At 34.9% G+C, this 14,874-nt stretch carries 17 protein-coding genes and 3 pseudogenes; 8 read left to right on the top strand and 12 right to left on the bottom strand.

Annotated elements, in window-relative coordinates:
• The first annotated feature begins 100 nt into the window (after positions 1-100).
• Both C564_RS0111750 and C564_RS36745 read left to right on the top strand, forming a co-directional pair.
• Positions 101-1,003 carry an aldo/keto reductase gene (locus tag C564_RS0111750; RefSeq protein WP_003197089.1) on the top strand — a complete coding sequence of 301 codons (903 nt, stop codon included), beginning with the start codon at positions 101-103 and terminating at the stop codon, positions 1,001-1,003.
• A 78-nt stretch (positions 1,004-1,081) separates the two neighbouring features.
• Complete coding sequence (locus tag C564_RS36745; RefSeq protein ID WP_018765463.1) at positions 1,082-1,228, top strand: hypothetical protein; 147 nt, start codon at positions 1,082-1,084, stop codon at positions 1,226-1,228.
• Between the two features lie 48 nt (positions 1,229-1,276).
• Here C564_RS36745 and C564_RS0111740 read toward each other — a convergent pair whose 3' ends face one another.
• Both C564_RS0111740 and C564_RS0111730 read right to left on the bottom strand, forming a co-directional pair.
• Positions 1,277-1,861 (bottom strand): GNAT family N-acetyltransferase, encoded by a 585-nt coding sequence (locus C564_RS0111740; RefSeq protein ID WP_006094597.1) that lies wholly within the window; start codon positions 1,859-1,861, stop codon positions 1,277-1,279.
• Between the two features lie 320 nt (positions 1,862-2,181).
• The gene (locus C564_RS0111730) at positions 2,182-3,654 is read right to left on the bottom strand and encodes a flavin monoamine oxidase family protein (RefSeq protein WP_018765461.1); all 1,473 of its coding nucleotides are present in this window, start codon (positions 3,652-3,654) and stop codon (positions 2,182-2,184) included.
• Between the two features lie 181 nt (positions 3,655-3,835).
• Here C564_RS0111730 and C564_RS0111725 point away from each other — a divergent pair, with 181 nt between their 5' ends.
• Both C564_RS0111725 and C564_RS0111720 read left to right on the top strand, forming a co-directional pair.
• Positions 3,836-4,039, top strand: coding sequence for a DUF3896 family protein (locus C564_RS0111725; protein ID WP_018765460.1), 204 nt, complete (start codon positions 3,836-3,838; stop codon positions 4,037-4,039).
• A gap of 92 nt (positions 4,040-4,131) precedes the next feature.
• Complete coding sequence (locus C564_RS0111720; protein WP_003206914.1) at positions 4,132-5,133, top strand: LLM class flavin-dependent oxidoreductase; 1,002 nt, start codon at positions 4,132-4,134, stop codon at positions 5,131-5,133.
• A 56-nt stretch (positions 5,134-5,189) separates the two neighbouring features.
• On the opposite strand, the gene C564_RS0111715 is transcribed toward C564_RS0111720, so the two are convergent.
• The 3 genes from C564_RS0111715 to C564_RS0111705 all read right to left on the bottom strand — a co-directional run bounded on the left by C564_RS0111715 (position 5,190) and on the right by C564_RS0111705 (position 7,439).
• A complete protein-coding gene (locus tag C564_RS0111715) occupies positions 5,190-6,140 on the bottom strand; it encodes an alpha/beta hydrolase (protein WP_018765459.1) in 951 nt (316 codons plus the stop codon).
• A gap of 304 nt (positions 6,141-6,444) precedes the next feature.
• On the bottom strand, positions 6,445-6,900 hold the full coding sequence (locus C564_RS0111710; protein ID WP_003197072.1) for a DUF3939 domain-containing protein: 456 nt from the start codon (positions 6,898-6,900) through the stop codon (positions 6,445-6,447).
• A 95-nt stretch (positions 6,901-6,995) separates the two neighbouring features.
• Positions 6,996-7,439 carry a Dps family protein gene (locus C564_RS0111705; protein WP_003197069.1) on the bottom strand — a complete coding sequence of 148 codons (444 nt, stop codon included), beginning with the start codon at positions 7,437-7,439 and terminating at the stop codon, positions 6,996-6,998.
• A gap of 240 nt (positions 7,440-7,679) precedes the next feature.
• Between C564_RS0111705 and C564_RS0111700 the strand changes: the two genes are divergently transcribed.
• Positions 7,680-8,720 carry a YkvI family membrane protein gene (locus C564_RS0111700; protein ID WP_006094577.1) on the top strand — a complete coding sequence of 347 codons (1,041 nt, stop codon included), beginning with the start codon at positions 7,680-7,682 and terminating at the stop codon, positions 8,718-8,720.
• 32 nt (positions 8,721-8,752) lie between these two features.
• Here the strand turns inward: C564_RS0111700 and C564_RS0111695 are convergent, their stop codons facing one another.
• The 4 genes and pseudogenes from C564_RS0111695 to C564_RS0111680 all read right to left on the bottom strand — a co-directional run bounded on the left by C564_RS0111695 (position 8,753) and on the right by C564_RS0111680 (position 11,665).
• Positions 8,753-9,121, bottom strand: coding sequence for a DUF3979 family protein (locus C564_RS0111695; RefSeq protein WP_018765458.1), 369 nt, complete (start codon positions 9,119-9,121; stop codon positions 8,753-8,755).
• Between the two features lie 333 nt (positions 9,122-9,454).
• Complete coding sequence (locus C564_RS0111690; protein WP_006094578.1) at positions 9,455-9,769, bottom strand: hypothetical protein; 315 nt, start codon at positions 9,767-9,769, stop codon at positions 9,455-9,457.
• Positions 9,770-9,918: 149 nt separating this feature from the next.
• A complete protein-coding gene (gene rsgA, locus C564_RS0111685; protein WP_003197062.1) occupies positions 9,919-10,968 on the bottom strand; it encodes a ribosome small subunit-dependent GTPase A in 1,050 nt (349 codons plus the stop codon).
• A 179-nt stretch (positions 10,969-11,147) separates the two neighbouring features.
• Positions 11,148-11,665: pseudogene (locus C564_RS0111680) on the bottom strand (DinB family protein).
• A gap of 199 nt (positions 11,666-11,864) precedes the next feature.
• On the opposite strand from C564_RS0111680, the gene C564_RS0111670 reads away from it, so the two are divergent.
• Together C564_RS0111670 and C564_RS0111665 are read left to right on the top strand one after the other, a co-directional pair.
• Positions 11,865-12,212 carry a DUF4257 domain-containing protein gene (locus C564_RS0111670; protein ID WP_018765455.1) on the top strand — a complete coding sequence of 116 codons (348 nt, stop codon included), beginning with the start codon at positions 11,865-11,867 and terminating at the stop codon, positions 12,210-12,212.
• An 85-nt stretch (positions 12,213-12,297) separates the two neighbouring features.
• Positions 12,298-12,522, top strand: a complete 225-nt coding sequence (locus tag C564_RS0111665) for a hypothetical protein (RefSeq protein WP_018765454.1) — start codon at positions 12,298-12,300, stop codon at positions 12,520-12,522.
• A 142-nt stretch (positions 12,523-12,664) separates the two neighbouring features.
• Here the strand turns inward: C564_RS0111665 and C564_RS38415 are convergent.
• Both C564_RS38415 and C564_RS33445 read right to left on the bottom strand, forming a co-directional pair.
• Positions 12,665-12,805: pseudogene (locus tag C564_RS38415) on the bottom strand (MFS transporter); the annotation flags it as partial.
• A gap of 38 nt (positions 12,806-12,843) precedes the next feature.
• Positions 12,844-13,480: pseudogene (locus C564_RS33445) on the bottom strand (aldo/keto reductase); the annotation flags it as partial.
• 16 nt (positions 13,481-13,496) lie between these two features.
• Between C564_RS33445 and C564_RS31990 the strand changes: the two are divergent.
• Positions 13,497-13,805, top strand: a complete 309-nt coding sequence (locus C564_RS31990; RefSeq protein WP_033794805.1) for an ArsR/SmtB family transcription factor — start codon at positions 13,497-13,499, stop codon at positions 13,803-13,805.
• A gap of 40 nt (positions 13,806-13,845) precedes the next feature.
• Here the strand turns inward: C564_RS31990 and C564_RS0111650 are convergent, their stop codons facing one another.
• Complete coding sequence (locus C564_RS0111650) at positions 13,846-14,796, bottom strand: S8 family peptidase (protein WP_018765452.1); 951 nt, start codon at positions 14,794-14,796, stop codon at positions 13,846-13,848.
• Between the last annotated feature and the right edge of the window lie 78 nt (positions 14,797-14,874).

Below are 14,874 nucleotides of genomic sequence, written 5' to 3'. Positions count from 1 at the left end.
AGACATATTCATTGTAAGTACAGTCCAATAACTATATAATAGTACCGAACAAGAAAGCCTTTTCAAAAATATCATCATTCATCAAGGGGGTCTACTCAAAATGGAACGAATTCAAATGGCTAATAACCTTGAATTCTCTCGTATCATTCAAGGATTTTGGCGTTTAGCAGAATGGAATATGCCAAAACAAGAATTACTTTCTTTTATCAAAAATTGTATGGAGATGGGGATTACAACTTTTGACCACGCCGATATTTATGGAGGATATACGTGTGAATCATTATTCGGGGAAGCATTACAATTACAGCCTTCTTTACGTGATAACATGCAAATTGTCACAAAATGTGGAATCGCTCCCTTATCTCCGAAGTTTCCAAAGCGATATGTCGCTCATTATAATACAAGTACGAAACATATTGTAAAAAGCGTGGAACAGTCACTACAAAACTTACATACTGATTATATTGATTTGTTACTGATTCATCGACCTGATCCATTTATGGACCCAAGTGAAGTGGCAGAAGCTTTCACACGTGTAAAACAAGAAGGAAAAGTCCGTCATTTCGGTGTATCTAACTTTTTACCGTCTCAATTTAATATGCTTAGCTCATACTTAGATTTCCCGCTCATCACAAACCAAATTGAAGTATCTGCGATGCAGCTTGAACATTTTGAAAAAGGTACAATCGACTTATGCCAAGAAAAAAGAATTAGCCCTATGATTTGGTCTCCTCTTGCTGGTGGAGAAATCTTTACAGGACAAAATGAACGTGCTGTACGCTTACGCAAAACTTTACAAAAAGTCGCAAATGAACTGAATGCTGATGGCATCGATATTGTCATGTATGCATGGCTACTTGCTCATCCAGCAAAAATGATGCCAATCGTTGGCTCTGGTAAATTAGATCGCGTGAAGTCAGCTATCGCTGCAACAAAACTTACATTAGATCGTCAGCAATGGTTTACCATCTTTGAAAGTTCGAATGGACATCCCGTACCTTAATGTGCTAGCACATTATAGTAGGTATTGAATACCCCACTCCTTTTTATGTTATAATTGCCACAAAAAGGATATCCATTAATGAATAACTCAAATAAAAATTACTCTTGGAAATTATTCGAAATTTGGTTATCTATTCCAAGAAGTGCACGACTTGCATTCTTATGGGCTATTATTTTAGGAGCTTCCTATTTAGGATGGGTAAAAATCATTAAACAGTTCTTATAATGACTAAAACTTAATTAATAATACAATTCAAAAAGAAGAGCTAATACATTATAGCTCTTCTTTTTCATACCTGTTTCTTGTCATCGCAAACACACATGTATCCCTGAGTCCCTTGCCATCTACTGCTACACTGCTGCTTTCTAAAATCCCTTCTAATTTAAAACCTAGCCTCTCAGGTATCGCTCTACTTTTTACATTTCGTAAATCACAGCGAATCTCTATCCTGTTTGCCTTTAACTCAGAAAAAGCATAATCCATAATACCTTGCGCAGCTTCTGTCATATAACCTTTTCCACCAAAGCGCGAATCTATCCAGTATCCAATTTCAAATCTTGGTATCTCCCAATTAATACGATGCAATCCAGCAGAAGCTACAAATTCGCCTGTGTCTTTTAAAAATACTAGTAATCTCAAATCTTCACGTTGTAAAAATTGAATATATGATCTTCTTATACTCGCTTCGATTTCTTCTTCTGTTTGTTCTTTTTGAGCAAAAGTCATCCAAGGTTTTAATTCTTCTAACGATGCATTGATAGCTTCATATACTGCCTTTCCATCCCCTGGCTTTGGCATTCGAATGAGAAGCCTGTCTGTGTAAAATTCAGAAGGAAAATCAAGTAATAATGGATTCATTACAAACACTCCCTATTGTTCTTTTATATATAATAACATTTAACACTATATATAAATACAAATTAAAAAACGGCATAAAGTCTTTCTTTTTCAGATGGAAGAGAGCATCCGACCATGCATAGAAGCGGTCAAATCCTTTTCCTGCCCCATGCCCAGTGAAAACAAAGAGAGAAAACAAGTGCAAGTCACTTTTTTCTCCGTAGCAGCGACTTATATAATAAATAACTTTTCTGAACTTCACTTATTTTCAAACCAAATTCATACATACCTATCTCTAATTATATTCGTCACGACACTTTCCTTCCTCTTACTATTAATACTCATACAATCAATTGATTCACCTCTACAGCTGTACGTATTCCAGACTCAATTGCGCCTTGTATCCACCCATGATAAAGTGTTGTATGGTCTCCTGCAAAATATATTTTCCCCTCGGGTTTTACAATAGCTGGCTGCAGTTCTGTTTCTTGACCCGCTTGAAAAATCGCAAACCCTCCTAATGCATACGGGTCCAGTGTCCAATTTTTTGCTACTCCTGACATAAATTCATCATATACTTGCCCACCTAATATAGTCGCTAAGTTTTGTAATGTATAATAAATACGATCACCTTTCGACAATCCATCCCATAATAATGCATCGTACGACCATGTATAGCTCCCAAGCATCATAGCCGGTCCCTTAGTCCCAATACCATGGCTTGGATAATACGCATAGCGAATTGGTAAATCTGTAATAATCCTCCCCCCTAATTGACCCTGTTCTTCCCAAAAGCGACTTTTAAATTGAATTCCTATTTTAGTAGCCGCCATATAATGTAGTTCACGAATTGCTCTCCACTTTTCATGTGATACAGAATCAAATGGATCAATTTCAACAAATCGCATTGTGGAAAATGGAATTGTAATAATAACTAAATCACCTGTTATACTGCTATATCCAAATGTCTCTTCATGTCTGCAATATGCTGTCACACCTTTATCATGTTGTTGAAGCTTCATTAATTTTTGATTGTAAATAATATCTCCCTTTAACTGAGGCAAAAAAGATTTTGGCAATTTATCATTGCCCCCACTAATTTCACAAAAACCACTTTCTTGCTGCAAAATATATATAAAACGTAACGTTTCAACAAATGATCTTTCTAAAAATCCTTCTAAATCTAAAAGTACACCAATCATCTCAATTGCTACTGGTGAAAAATACGTATTATATTGATAAGGATGATATTTTAAAAACTGTGCTGTTGAATACTTCCCAAAGTCTTTTTCAACAATTTCCCAATTTTTATCTGGATTTCTTTTAATGAAATCAATAATTGGCTGCACTGCTAACAATAATAATTCTTCAGATGTTTTTCCTTCTTCATTCATCACTACTGGATATCTTAAAATACTTGGATTTTTCTCGTATTGTTGTAATGTCGTTTTTCTACCATTCACATAAATAATATCCGTCTCATTTCGATTAATAAAGGGGGTCACTTGTAGCCCAAACTTTCTTATATAAGCCATCGTTAATGTATGTATATATGGAATGCGCATTGCTCCAACATCTAAATATAATCCGGTGTCTTCCATTCTAATAGTCTCAATTCGGCCTCCTATACGGTTATTCGCTTCTAAAATTTTTACATGATGTCCTGCGCTTTTAAGTAAGGATGCTGATACTAAACCAGCCATTCCAGCACCAATTACAATGATTTGTTTTGGCTCTACTGTTTTCGATAATCCCTTATCAATAATTCCCACCATTTCATCAGTTGTGACATGGGATTGTGTATGCACTCGCATCATTCCACCCCTTACTTTGAAAATACAAAACAGTGATTCTCTGAATTGTATTCATGAGTATAGTAGAACAACACATTTTTCTGAATATTCACTAATAATTCACAGAGATTTGCTCTCATCATCCCTTTCTTATCATATAATGAAGATATAGATAGGAAATGTAAGGAAGGGATTGATAAATATGAAATGTACTTACGACTATCCTGAAACAAAAAAACATTTGGAATTGAAAAAACAACTACTATGCAAAAAATTATTGGATGTAAATTTAAGTGAAGATGATCGTAATCAAATTAAGATGGAAATCGATAACTACGAATATATTTTAACATTAGTGGAAATGAATCATTATGAACGTGGAATTTCTCATAACAAGCGGATGTGAAAGCATTCGCTTTTTCATGTGAGCATTTCTTTACGCATTTTTCGTAAGTAAATATATAATAGAATGTACATTAAGATAGAGAGGTATTTTCTATGATTAAACTAAGTGTATTAGATCAATCCCCTATTTCCGATGGCAGTACAGCAACTGAAGCTTTTTCCAATACAGTAACACTTGCTCAAGAAGTGGAAAAACTAGGATTTACTCGCTTTTGGGTGTCTGAACATCATAATTCTGTCAGTTTAGCTGGTTCAAGTCCTGAAGTGCTCATATCTCATATTGCAGCGAAAACAAATCGCATCCGTGTGGGGTCCGGTGGCGTTATGCTTCCACACTATAGCTCATATAAAGTCGCTGAAAATTTCCGTGTATTAGAAGCGCTTTATCCAAATCGAATCGATCTTGGAGTTGGTAGAGCACCAGGTGGTATGCCCATCGCAACTCGCGCGCTGCAAGAAGGAAAAATGATTTCACTCGACCAATATCCAGAACAAATTCAGGATGTAGCCATGTACTTACATGACAACGTACCTGAAAATCATCAATATGCAAACCTAAAAGCTTCGCCTGTCATTCCTACTGCACCTGAAATATGGATGCTTGGATCCAGTGGAGAAAGTGCCATGGTTGCAGCAAAACAAGGGGCTTCTTTTGCCTTCGCTCAGTTTATCAACGGCTATGGTGGTCCTGAAGTGATGAAAGCTTATCAAGAACAATTCCAACCATCTTTCTTAGGAGACAAACCAAAATCAATTGTTTCTATTTTTGTTGTTTGTGGAGAAACGACTGAAGAAGCTGAGAAAATTGCGTCTAGTCTAGATTTATCAATTCTATTATTAGAACAAGGAAAACGCACAACTGGTACCCCTTCCATTGAAACAGCACAAAACTATCCTTATAGTGCCTATGATTTGTTCCGCATTAAAGAAAATCGGCAACGTATGATTGTAGGTGATCAACGTTACGTCAAAGAACAAATCTTAAACTTGAGTAAAGCTTACAATACTGAGGAATTTATGATTGTAACCATCACCCATCAATTTGAGGACAAATTAAAATCGTATCGTTTATTAGCAGAAGCTTTTCATTTATAATATACAAAAAAAAGTGCGTCACATAAAGTGATGCACTTTTTTTCAGCCTAAGTTTTTTATAAATCTGTACCCTCAATATATTTAACTGCTTCTTGTAAGATTTCTTCAAAATTCTCAGGGTAATCGTGATTTAAGTTAGAAATAACCTTATACTCATGATTTATATTTTTCGTTTCCAATCGTTTCACAAACTTCTGTGTACATTCAAAGCAATCTTCATCCTGATCTCCACAAATAATATATCCCTTAATACCTTTATCTTTCAATTTATCCAGCAAGTCTTCCCACTCTTCAATTTCAGGAATCCATGGCGCTACAAAAACAAAGCCTTTTACAATAATATGTTCGTTTAAGATTGCATGTAACGCAACTCTTGCTCCAGCGGAAAATCCTCCAATAATTACATGCTCTACCTCACCATGATTACTAGCTACAATACTTTCATAGTGTTCCTTTAACTCACGAGAGCCCTTTTCTATATCATCCCATACGTATCCTTCTGAAAATTGAATTTGAGAAGACTGCGGTAATGCTAATAAATACCCTTGAGATACAACGGATTGCCAATATGGTTCTGCTATCTTTATATTTTCTTGATCACCATGCAATGCAATAAGTAGATTGTTATGAATACCGCTATTTCCTTGTATAACTTTCAAATCAAATTGTTCAGATTTCTTTGCTACTTCTTCTCTTTCTTTACATAACTGAATCATCTGATGAAATTCTTCATATCTATGAAGGGGGTTCAAATCGGCATCTGTAATTAAATACTCATACCCATACCAAAACTCATTTTCTACAATCGCTTCTTTCATTATATGTAAGGCTTCTTTCTCAAGCCCAGATGCGCTTGCTAATGCATATTTAAAATTATATATTTGAGCTTTATTACCAGTTATCTTATCAGCATTTTTGGTAATATAATGGTATGCTTCTAAACTACCATCCTTTGCATAACATTCTAATGTCTCATTTAACAAACCAATATAAGTAATCGTACTCATCCACACTTACCTCCCGTAACCTTTTTAGGAATATATACTTCTCTAACACGGTTTCAGTCATCCTAAGGTTCCGGTAAATACATACTGTCAATTTTTGAATATCAGATTAACAGTAACTCCCCCTACTCTTAGGGTGACGTTTGCTAACTGACTTACAATTTTTCATAATACATCACTCCTTTCTATCTCTTACATACAATTAAATACAGAATTAACAGAAAAGTCAATCTATAAATCGAACTATACTATACCTTCACATTTCTTTTCAACAAAAAAACAACAATATATAATTGTTGTTTTCATGTTAAACAATATTTTTTTTACTTTTATCTGGCTGACTTGAAACTAAATAATGCTTCTCTGAAATATATAATTTTCGCTTTAATATACGATCTAAATACGGCGCTAGTTTCATTCCACATATAAGACGATCCTCATCATCTTCTACAATAGGAAACATTTCTTTTTCTGTAACATATTGGTCTACTGCTTTTTGCACAAGATCAATCTCTTTTACGAGTTTTAGATTTTCTTCTGTATGTTCAAATACCTCGAGCGTTTCCTTCGTTATAATGAACGTATTTGTAGGAAATGCTGGTAAATACGGTTTTAACAAGTCATAATTCACTGTATAATCTTCATTGACTAATACTGTATAAACAATATTTGCATTTGTTTCCAGAAATTTAGCCATTGCTTGCTCTAATTCGTCTTTCGTAATTGACCTCTCCTCTTTTCCACTTTTGAAAAAGCGAAACATTGCATCGCCTCCTTTTTACTATATTATACCATAGAAAGAAAGCTGAAAAATCATAAAAAAACCTATTGAAAGAATTTTCAATAGGTTTTTTTGTCTTATTTTAAGAAGGCACTCAACATCCAAACATGTTGTTCTAATGTTGTATGAATAGCTAATAGCATATCTGCTGATGTTTCATCTTTAGCCTCATCCGCTACTTCCATACCTTCTTTTAATTCTTGAATGATTGCTGAGAAATCATTTACTAATGTTTTCACCATTTCTTCAGCTGATTCTTTACTTGTTCCTTCATGTACAGTAGATGTTTCTAAATACTCTTTCATTGTTGCTAGTGGTTTTCCTTCTAACGCTAAAATACGTTCTGCTAATTCATCAATATATGTTGCTGCTTCATTATAAAATTCTTCAAATTTTTCATGTAATGTAAAGAAGTGTGGGCCTGTCACATACCAGTGATAGTTATGAATTTTTACATATAACACATTCCAGTTTGCTACCTGCTTGTTTAATACTTCAACAACATTTGTTTTCGTACTCATTCAATCCACTCCTCTTTATTTTTAGAATTATTCTCTTTTAATAATACATTCTTATTGTACCATAAATTCCCTACTCGTCCAAATCATCCGCTTATATGTAACAAAGTTTTAACAACTTTAATCATTCCTAAATGTTGAGAAATCCATGTACCCTTTCTTGCACTTCACATGTCTAATTGCCCAAGCTCACACATATGCATAATAATAGGTCAAGCTCATCATAGTAGAAAGAGGGATTACATGGATAATCAACAATGGCAAGTAGCTAAAAAAGTTGCTGCTACTTATATTGGGACTGTCGTCGGAGCTGGATTTGCAACTGGGCGAGAAATTGTTGAGTTTTTTACGATTAACGGATTATACGGAACAATTGGAATATGCGTAAGTGGATTTTTTTTCATTTGGTTAGGAACGAAAATGATGTTGCTCTCTTCACAAATCGGTGCATTTTCCGCTCAGGAATTTAACAGATATTTATTTGGTGATGTATTTGGAAATGTGGTAAACACTTTGTTATTACTCGTACTTTTTGGTGTGACAAGTGTTATGCTATCAGGCGCTGGTGCTGTATTCGAAGAACAACTTCGGCTACCACGACAGCTCGGTATTTTCATTACAGTTATCGCATGTATCATTATTGGTAGTCGTGGATTACAAGGTGTATTTGAGGTGAATACACTTGTAGTACCAATTATGATGATTTTCATTATCGGACTTGCTATTACAACTTTTATTCATGGCACAACACCTATCTTTAACACTGTTCCTACAGAAAGTTGGAACATGAAATGGATAACAAGTCCACTTACATATGTCGCCTTAAATCTTTCTCTCGCCCAAAGTGTTTTAGTACCGTTAGCAAGTGAAGTAAAAGATCGAAAAGCGATTCTATGGGGCGGAATTTTAGGAGGAGCTGGACTATGCTTTATTCTATTATGTAGTCATTTAGCCATTTTATCTATTGACCAATTTTATCAATATAATATTCCTATGGCTGAAGTAGTAAGAAGATTTAATGCTACCTTCCATTTCTTCTTTGTCCTGATTATTTTTGGGGAAGTGTTTACAACATTAGTTGGAAATGTATTTGGGATGACAAAACAAATGCAGTCTATCACTGGCTGGAAGAACAACAATATTATTTATTTTATTTTACTAATTAGTTATTGTTTTAGCTATATTGGTTACAGTGAACTCCTTCACATCTTGTATCCAATAATCGGATGGGTTAGCATCGTTCTTCTTCCAATTATCGCATATAAACAGCTTGAAAAAACATAGTAAAAAAGCATCCGTTATGTACGGATGCTTTTTTACTCACAATCTTCACATACTTCCCAATACAAACCCATTTCTACTGCGAGGAATGGCTTTAATTGTAACCGAATCATTCGGCTTGGCATACGCTCTAAAACAAACTGAATACCTTCTTCATCCTCTTCTAACTCGGTTTTTAAGATTACTATTCGTTGTATAGTTGTAATCGGCTGACCCTCTTTATATAAAGTAATTCGCAACTCATCATATTCATTAAAAAACAATTCTACACTCATATGTTCTGTTGATACACTATTAACAATTGAGTACTTACCATCTTCTTCTTGGATTACATATTTCCAGCCATTTTTTCCATCTTCCATTGGAGCAGCTTGAAATAATGACATTAAATCCTCGTATAGCATAAGATAACCCCTCTCTTACTAAAAAACGATGAGTATTTTATATACCCTTTTTCTCTATCACTATCAAGCTTATTGTACCATACATCAATTGACTTGCTATATTCTTCTACCTATTATACTCCACTACTTTTATCCCGCTATTTGCTGGCAGTAACACTCCCACCTCAAAATTCAGCGAAAGCTAAGAAATTAGGTTGAGGATGAACTGCCAGTAAAAGCCCGATTGGGGAAGGCTGATAATCAGTGGGGAGAAGAAAAACCTCACTGATTAAAGTTTCACTGTATATAAATCATGAAAAAACAGGAATGACATTTATCATTCCTGTTTTTTCATCAAAATACTTTCCCTATAGCAACTAAAGCTAATACCACTATCAAGCTGGCGAATAGTACCGATACAATAAAGCTGAAAATTGGTAATGTTTTCTTTTCATTCTTTTTAAACAATAGTCTTAAACTAATCACGATATTTAATGGTACAAATATGAAATAAAAATATTTAATAATTTGCATTGCACCACTCGAACTATTTAAAAGTGTTTTAAGTACAAACACCTCAATCAAAAAGATAAGAAAAAATGAAATACTTAACCAAAATGAGGCATAGCTAAGCCAAGAATATCTTTTCGTTCCCCAATACACTCCCATACTCTTCTCCTTTATAAATAGTCTACTTTTCAATAATTATACATACTTATAACAAATTCCTTTATTTTTCGACTATAATTGCCTATTTTTATAGAATAAATGACAAAAAACCAAAAGCATTCTATTAGCTTTTGGCTTCTCATTCTATTCTACTTTCTCCGATTCTGCTTCGCTATTTTTTTCCACTTCTCCCGCTCAGCACGAGCAAGCGCTAGATCTTGTTTTCTCATTGCGTATGCAATTTCCTTTTGCAATTTTTTATAATTTTGCAAACGGTTTGCTTCTAAAATCCCCTCATCAATAGCGGTGCGAACTGCACACCCAGGCTCATTTTCATGCTGGCAATCACGAAAACGGCACTCTTCTGCAAATTTTTCAATATCAGAAAACGTCGCATGAATCGCTTCGCTTCCCTCCCATAGTTGAAGTTCTCGCATTCCTGGCGTATCAATTACTAAACCACCACTTGGTAATTGAAACAACTCACGATGTGTCGTAGTATGTCGTCCTTTACTATCCTCTTCGCGAATACCACCTGTTTTTGCAACTTCACTTCCCATTAATGCATTTAGCAAAGTAGATTTCCCGGCGCCTGAAGAACCAACAAGAGCAATCGTTTTTCCAGAAGTGACAAATTGTTGTAAGGACTCAACTCCCGCTTGCTGTAAACTATCCACTGCAAAGATTGGAACACCAATAGCTATTGCCTCTGTTTCCAATATCTTTTGCTCCACATCTTCACACAAGTCACTTTTCGTCAAAACAATAACAGGCATTGATCCACTTTCATAAGCTAATAATAAATAACGTTCAATTCTTCTTACATTAAAATCATGATTAAGCGCATTTACTAAAAATAGATAATCAACATTTGCTGCCACAATCTGCTCAACCGTTCTTTCGCCAGCTGCTTGCCTAGAAAAGGAACTTTTTCTTTGAAAAACACTATGAATAATTGCCTTGCTTTCCTCTTTTATTTTCTTTACATGCACCCAATCACCAACTGCTGGATAATCACCTTTATCTAATGCTTCATGACGAAACTTTCCAGATAACTCTGCCATATATTCGCCATCATCACAAATAATACGGTACATGTGCTTATGTTCAAGTAAAATTCGACCTATTTCATACTTTTCTAAAGATTGATCCTCAAAAAAAGAATCCCATCCGAATGTTTCTAAACAATTTTGATTCAAATCTATATCCTCCCTATTTTGAGCTCAGTGGAAGGATGACGCGATTCTTTACAAAGTCTCGCTCTTTCCATCCACCTTTGTACTTACTTTAACATCCATATAAATCATCGCCATAATACATCACTCCGTTCTTAGTTTAGTTAATCTCATTATATGTAATATTATTTTGAAAAGCTACTTTATTTAACTAAATTTTCAGATATATGATTTTTTATCGTCCTTATTTGTCCGCGATGGCTGATTTCATCTTCTAGTACATGGAACCACAAATAGTACTGATTATATATGCCCCCATTATCCCATCGACCTTCTGACATTAACCAAGCATCATCTTTTTCTTTTAAATATCGCAGCGATTCTTCTCGAACTTTATTAAAAAGTTGTACGTAGTATTGCACCTCATGCCCGCGAATTCTTCTTCCCGCTTCTCCTAAGAAAAGAGCGTTATTCCATCCCTTCAACTCCTCTTTTGTAAAATCTTGGTTCTGGAAAGAAATGAGCTGATGAACTTTTTCTATTGCGGCAATATGTTTTAGCAATGCGCCGATAGAATTCCCACCATCGACCAAGATAAAATCTAAATTTTCTACTGTTAAATCTTTTATTTCATACAATGTAACCGCTCTTGCATGCTAACAAGTTGTCTTACATTTGGCGTATAATTCTCTATACTTCGTATTCGGTAATCTATTTTCATTTTTTCATCCTCCTTTTCTAGATTTTATGATAATGAAAAAGAACGTCACATAATAGACTGAAATATACCAGAATTTTCTGTTATAATAAAAGTGAACGAGCATGTAGCCAAACCAAATTTTCTCAATATACTTATATAAAATTTAAAAAGGAATACGGATGTAAAAAACGAATCTTATTCACTAAAAGGAGTGGATTTGATGGAGATGTATCAATGGCTAACTGCTGTTCTCATTGGTGGCATTACTGGTTTCGTTTCCCATCTTATCAATAACCAAGGCAAGTTATTGCTTCCACGCCGTTTAAAAACATTTTTTCATCTTGGGTTTTTCACTGATATTTTGACTGGTAGTCTTGCTGCACTTCTGGGACTCGTCTTATTTGATGTGATTACTATAAAAGAAATTATTAAAGTGTCCATTGTCACTGCCATTTCAGGGCAAACATTCTTACTTCATCAAGCCCTCGGCGGTGAACAGGCAAAAAACACACAGATTAGTAAAGTCGATGAAAAAATTCAAGAAATTGACAAATTATTACGGCGTTAATCTATACTTCATTTAAAAATTACTGTTATAATGAGGAATAAATATTTCTGAATTGCGTCGTCTGTCAGAAGAAAGGGTGTTTCGTATGCCAAAAAAGACAATAGAAGATTTCTTAACAGACTCTGAAAAAGAGGAACTGATAGAAAACTATAAATGTTTACGAGCAGCCCGCACAAAGCGCGAAGCTAACTATTTTGGTGAGGCAGTCAATCACCTATTGGATAAAGCCCAAAAACGAATTATTAAAGAAGCAGGAATCGAAGATGAAAATGCTGCAACTGTTCAATCCAAACGAAAAGCACTGTTTTAGACGCATCACTAAAACAGTGCTTTTTTTCATTTTGTTTACATAACAATATTATTATCAATTACGAAGGAGCGGTCTTCTGTTTTTCTCCTATTTCTCCCGTCATGTATCGATCGCTTTTTCGGAACACTAGAAGTGAAACCACATATAAGATAGCCGTAAATAAACCAATGAAAATAAAATTATCAAATGCTGCAAAGTTACCAGTTTGAAAAAGAAAATATGCAAAGTAAGTAAGTGAGGTTTTAGAATCTCCTAATAGTTGTTTATAGCGACTTACAATAGAATGATAAGAAAGGGGTAAGAAGCGTTTCCCCCTCTTTGTTAATCCTCTAGAATAGATTGTACATATTCCAAATCACACTCACTTAAAGAGACATCTACTACCTTTACATTTTCTCTTACTTGCTCTGCACGTTTCCCACCTGGAATCACCGTATCAATTCCCCTTTGATTTAGAAGCCAAGCTAACGCTATATTAGATAACGTTGTATCTTTTGCTCTAGCAAACTCTTTTAATTTTTCAACTTTCATAAAGTTTTTCTTATATGTACGTTCCTCAAATAATGAAACATCGTGGCGCCAATCTTTTTCATCTAATTTCAAATTCCCCGGATATTTACCACCTAAAATTCCAAAAGCAAGAGGTCCATATGGAATAAATGAAATCCCTTCTTCTATGCAATATGGTAAAAGTTCCTTCTCTGCTGTACGATCTAACATATTATAGTGAGACTGCAGTACATCAATTTGCCTCTTTTAACTGAGCTAGATTTACATTTGATATTCCGATTGAACGAATTTTTCCTTCTTCTTTTAAACGAACAAGTTCCCCAATTGAATCTATGTACATAGTTTCTGGATTGGTAAAATGTAAATAATATAAATCAATATAATCTGTCTGAAGTCTGCGCAAACTATTTTCTACTGCACTTCTTAAATAATTTGGTTCATTGTTAATACAAGTAGGTGACATTATACGAACACTATACCATCCAAACCGAGAAGAAATTCAATTTTCTTCTGTCTTATATGCCCTCAGCGACCAAATTCGTTTACAAATTGTAAGCATGCTAATGGAACAAAATGAACAATCATGTGGTGCACTAAATATTCCTGTGGCAAAATCAACCTTATCCCATCATTTTAAAGTTTTGCGTGAATCAGGTGTAATGTATACACGTATAGAAGGAACGCAGCGTTTTATTTCGATTCGAACGGAAGATTTAAATGCTCGATTTCCTGGACTATTAGATGCTGTCTTGCAAGCAACGGAACCGTATTAAAAAACATCTCATATAAATATGAGATGTTTTTTAATAGCAATTATTCTTTTAATAAATCTATTAAACCATTTCCTTCAGATGTTCGCTCATATCCTAATGGTACAGTACGTTTAATGAGTTGTGCATAGATTTCTGGTTCTGATAACTTTCTTCCATATTCTCTTTCACATTGTTTAATCAGAAGGGCTAATGCTCCCGCAATATGCGGCGTTGCCATTGACGTCCCACTTAATACCGCATACTTTCCTTCAGGATAAGTAGAAAGTATTTCTTCTCCTGGAGCGACTAAATCAATTTCCTGATTTGAATTACTAAAACAAGCAAGTTTCCTTTCTAAATTAACAGCACCTACTTCAATTACTTCTGAGTAAGCACCTGGAAAGTCTAATTCCTCTGTTTCATCACTGCAATCTCCATTATTTCCTGCTGCACATACAACGAGTACGTCCTGTTTCACCGCATGTTGAATGACTTCATGTAACTCTGGAACATCTTGTGGCCCGCCGAGTGACATAGAAATGATTCGTACCCGTTCTTGATTAGGCCCTCTCCAGCGCACTGCATAATCAATAGCCTCAATAATTTGTTGATAGCTTCCTGAACCATCTCCTGATAATACTTTTAACACTAATAACTTAGCAAGTGGAGCAACGCCCAGTACCCCTACCCCATTTTCTGCTGCTGCAATTGTTCCTGCAACATGCGTACCATGACCATTATTATCAAGATAGACTTTCGGGTCCCCTTCATAATCTTCAGTAAAATTTCTCCCGCCAATAATTCGATCTTTTAAATCAACATGATTTATATCACAACCTGTATCTAAAACAGCAACGACAATGTCTTTTCCTTTTGCACTCTTTTCCCAAGCACCAGGAGCATGAATCAGTTGTACACCTGGTGGAATTTCGTTCACTTGCTCTATTACTTTATCGACCGTAAACGGAATTAATTGAATACCTTTTTGTTTATTCGCTGTACTACTGTTCACCATAACCCCTCCTAAAAATATATTACCCTCCCATTGAATGCGCTTACATTTATAAATAACATTCGTTTTCTCACTTCC

The organism is Bacillus sp. 105MF, assembly GCF_000374885.1.
Lineage (GTDB): Bacteria > Bacillota > Bacilli > Bacillales > Bacillaceae_G > Bacillus_A > Bacillus_A pseudomycoides.
Note: the sequence above shows the minus strand (reverse complement) of the source record. Positions and strands in the feature narration are given on the sequence as shown.

Coding starts and splice junctions, on each gene's coding strand:
- C564_RS0111750 (WP_003197089.1), top strand. CDS start 101: ATGGAACGAATTCAAATGGCTAATAACCTTGAATTCTCTCGTATCATT.
- C564_RS36745 (WP_018765463.1), top strand. CDS start 1,082: ATGAATAACTCAAATAAAAATTACTCTTGGAAATTATTCGAAATTTGG.
- C564_RS0111740 (WP_006094597.1), bottom strand. CDS start 1,861: ATGAATCCATTATTACTTGATTTTCCTTCTGAATTTTACACAGACAGG.
- C564_RS0111730 (WP_018765461.1), bottom strand. CDS start 3,654: ATGCGAGTGCATACACAATCCCATGTCACAACTGATGAAATGGTGGGA.
- C564_RS0111725 (WP_018765460.1), top strand. CDS start 3,836: ATGAAATGTACTTACGACTATCCTGAAACAAAAAAACATTTGGAATTG.
- C564_RS0111720 (WP_003206914.1), top strand. CDS start 4,132: ATGATTAAACTAAGTGTATTAGATCAATCCCCTATTTCCGATGGCAGT.
- C564_RS0111715 (WP_018765459.1), bottom strand. CDS start 6,140: ATGAGTACGATTACTTATATTGGTTTGTTAAATGAGACATTAGAATGT.
- C564_RS0111710 (WP_003197072.1), bottom strand. CDS start 6,900: ATGTTTCGCTTTTTCAAAAGTGGAAAAGAGGAGAGGTCAATTACGAAA.
- C564_RS0111705 (WP_003197069.1), bottom strand. CDS start 7,439: ATGAGTACGAAAACAAATGTTGTTGAAGTATTAAACAAGCAGGTAGCA.
- C564_RS0111700 (WP_006094577.1), top strand. CDS start 7,680: ATGGATAATCAACAATGGCAAGTAGCTAAAAAAGTTGCTGCTACTTAT.
- C564_RS0111695 (WP_018765458.1), bottom strand. CDS start 9,121: ATGCTATACGAGGATTTAATGTCATTATTTCAAGCTGCTCCAATGGAA.
- C564_RS0111690 (WP_006094578.1), bottom strand. CDS start 9,769: ATGGGAGTGTATTGGGGAACGAAAAGATATTCTTGGCTTAGCTATGCC.
- C564_RS0111670 (WP_018765455.1), top strand. CDS start 11,865: ATGGAGATGTATCAATGGCTAACTGCTGTTCTCATTGGTGGCATTACT.
- C564_RS0111665 (WP_018765454.1), top strand. CDS start 12,298: ATGCCAAAAAAGACAATAGAAGATTTCTTAACAGACTCTGAAAAAGAG.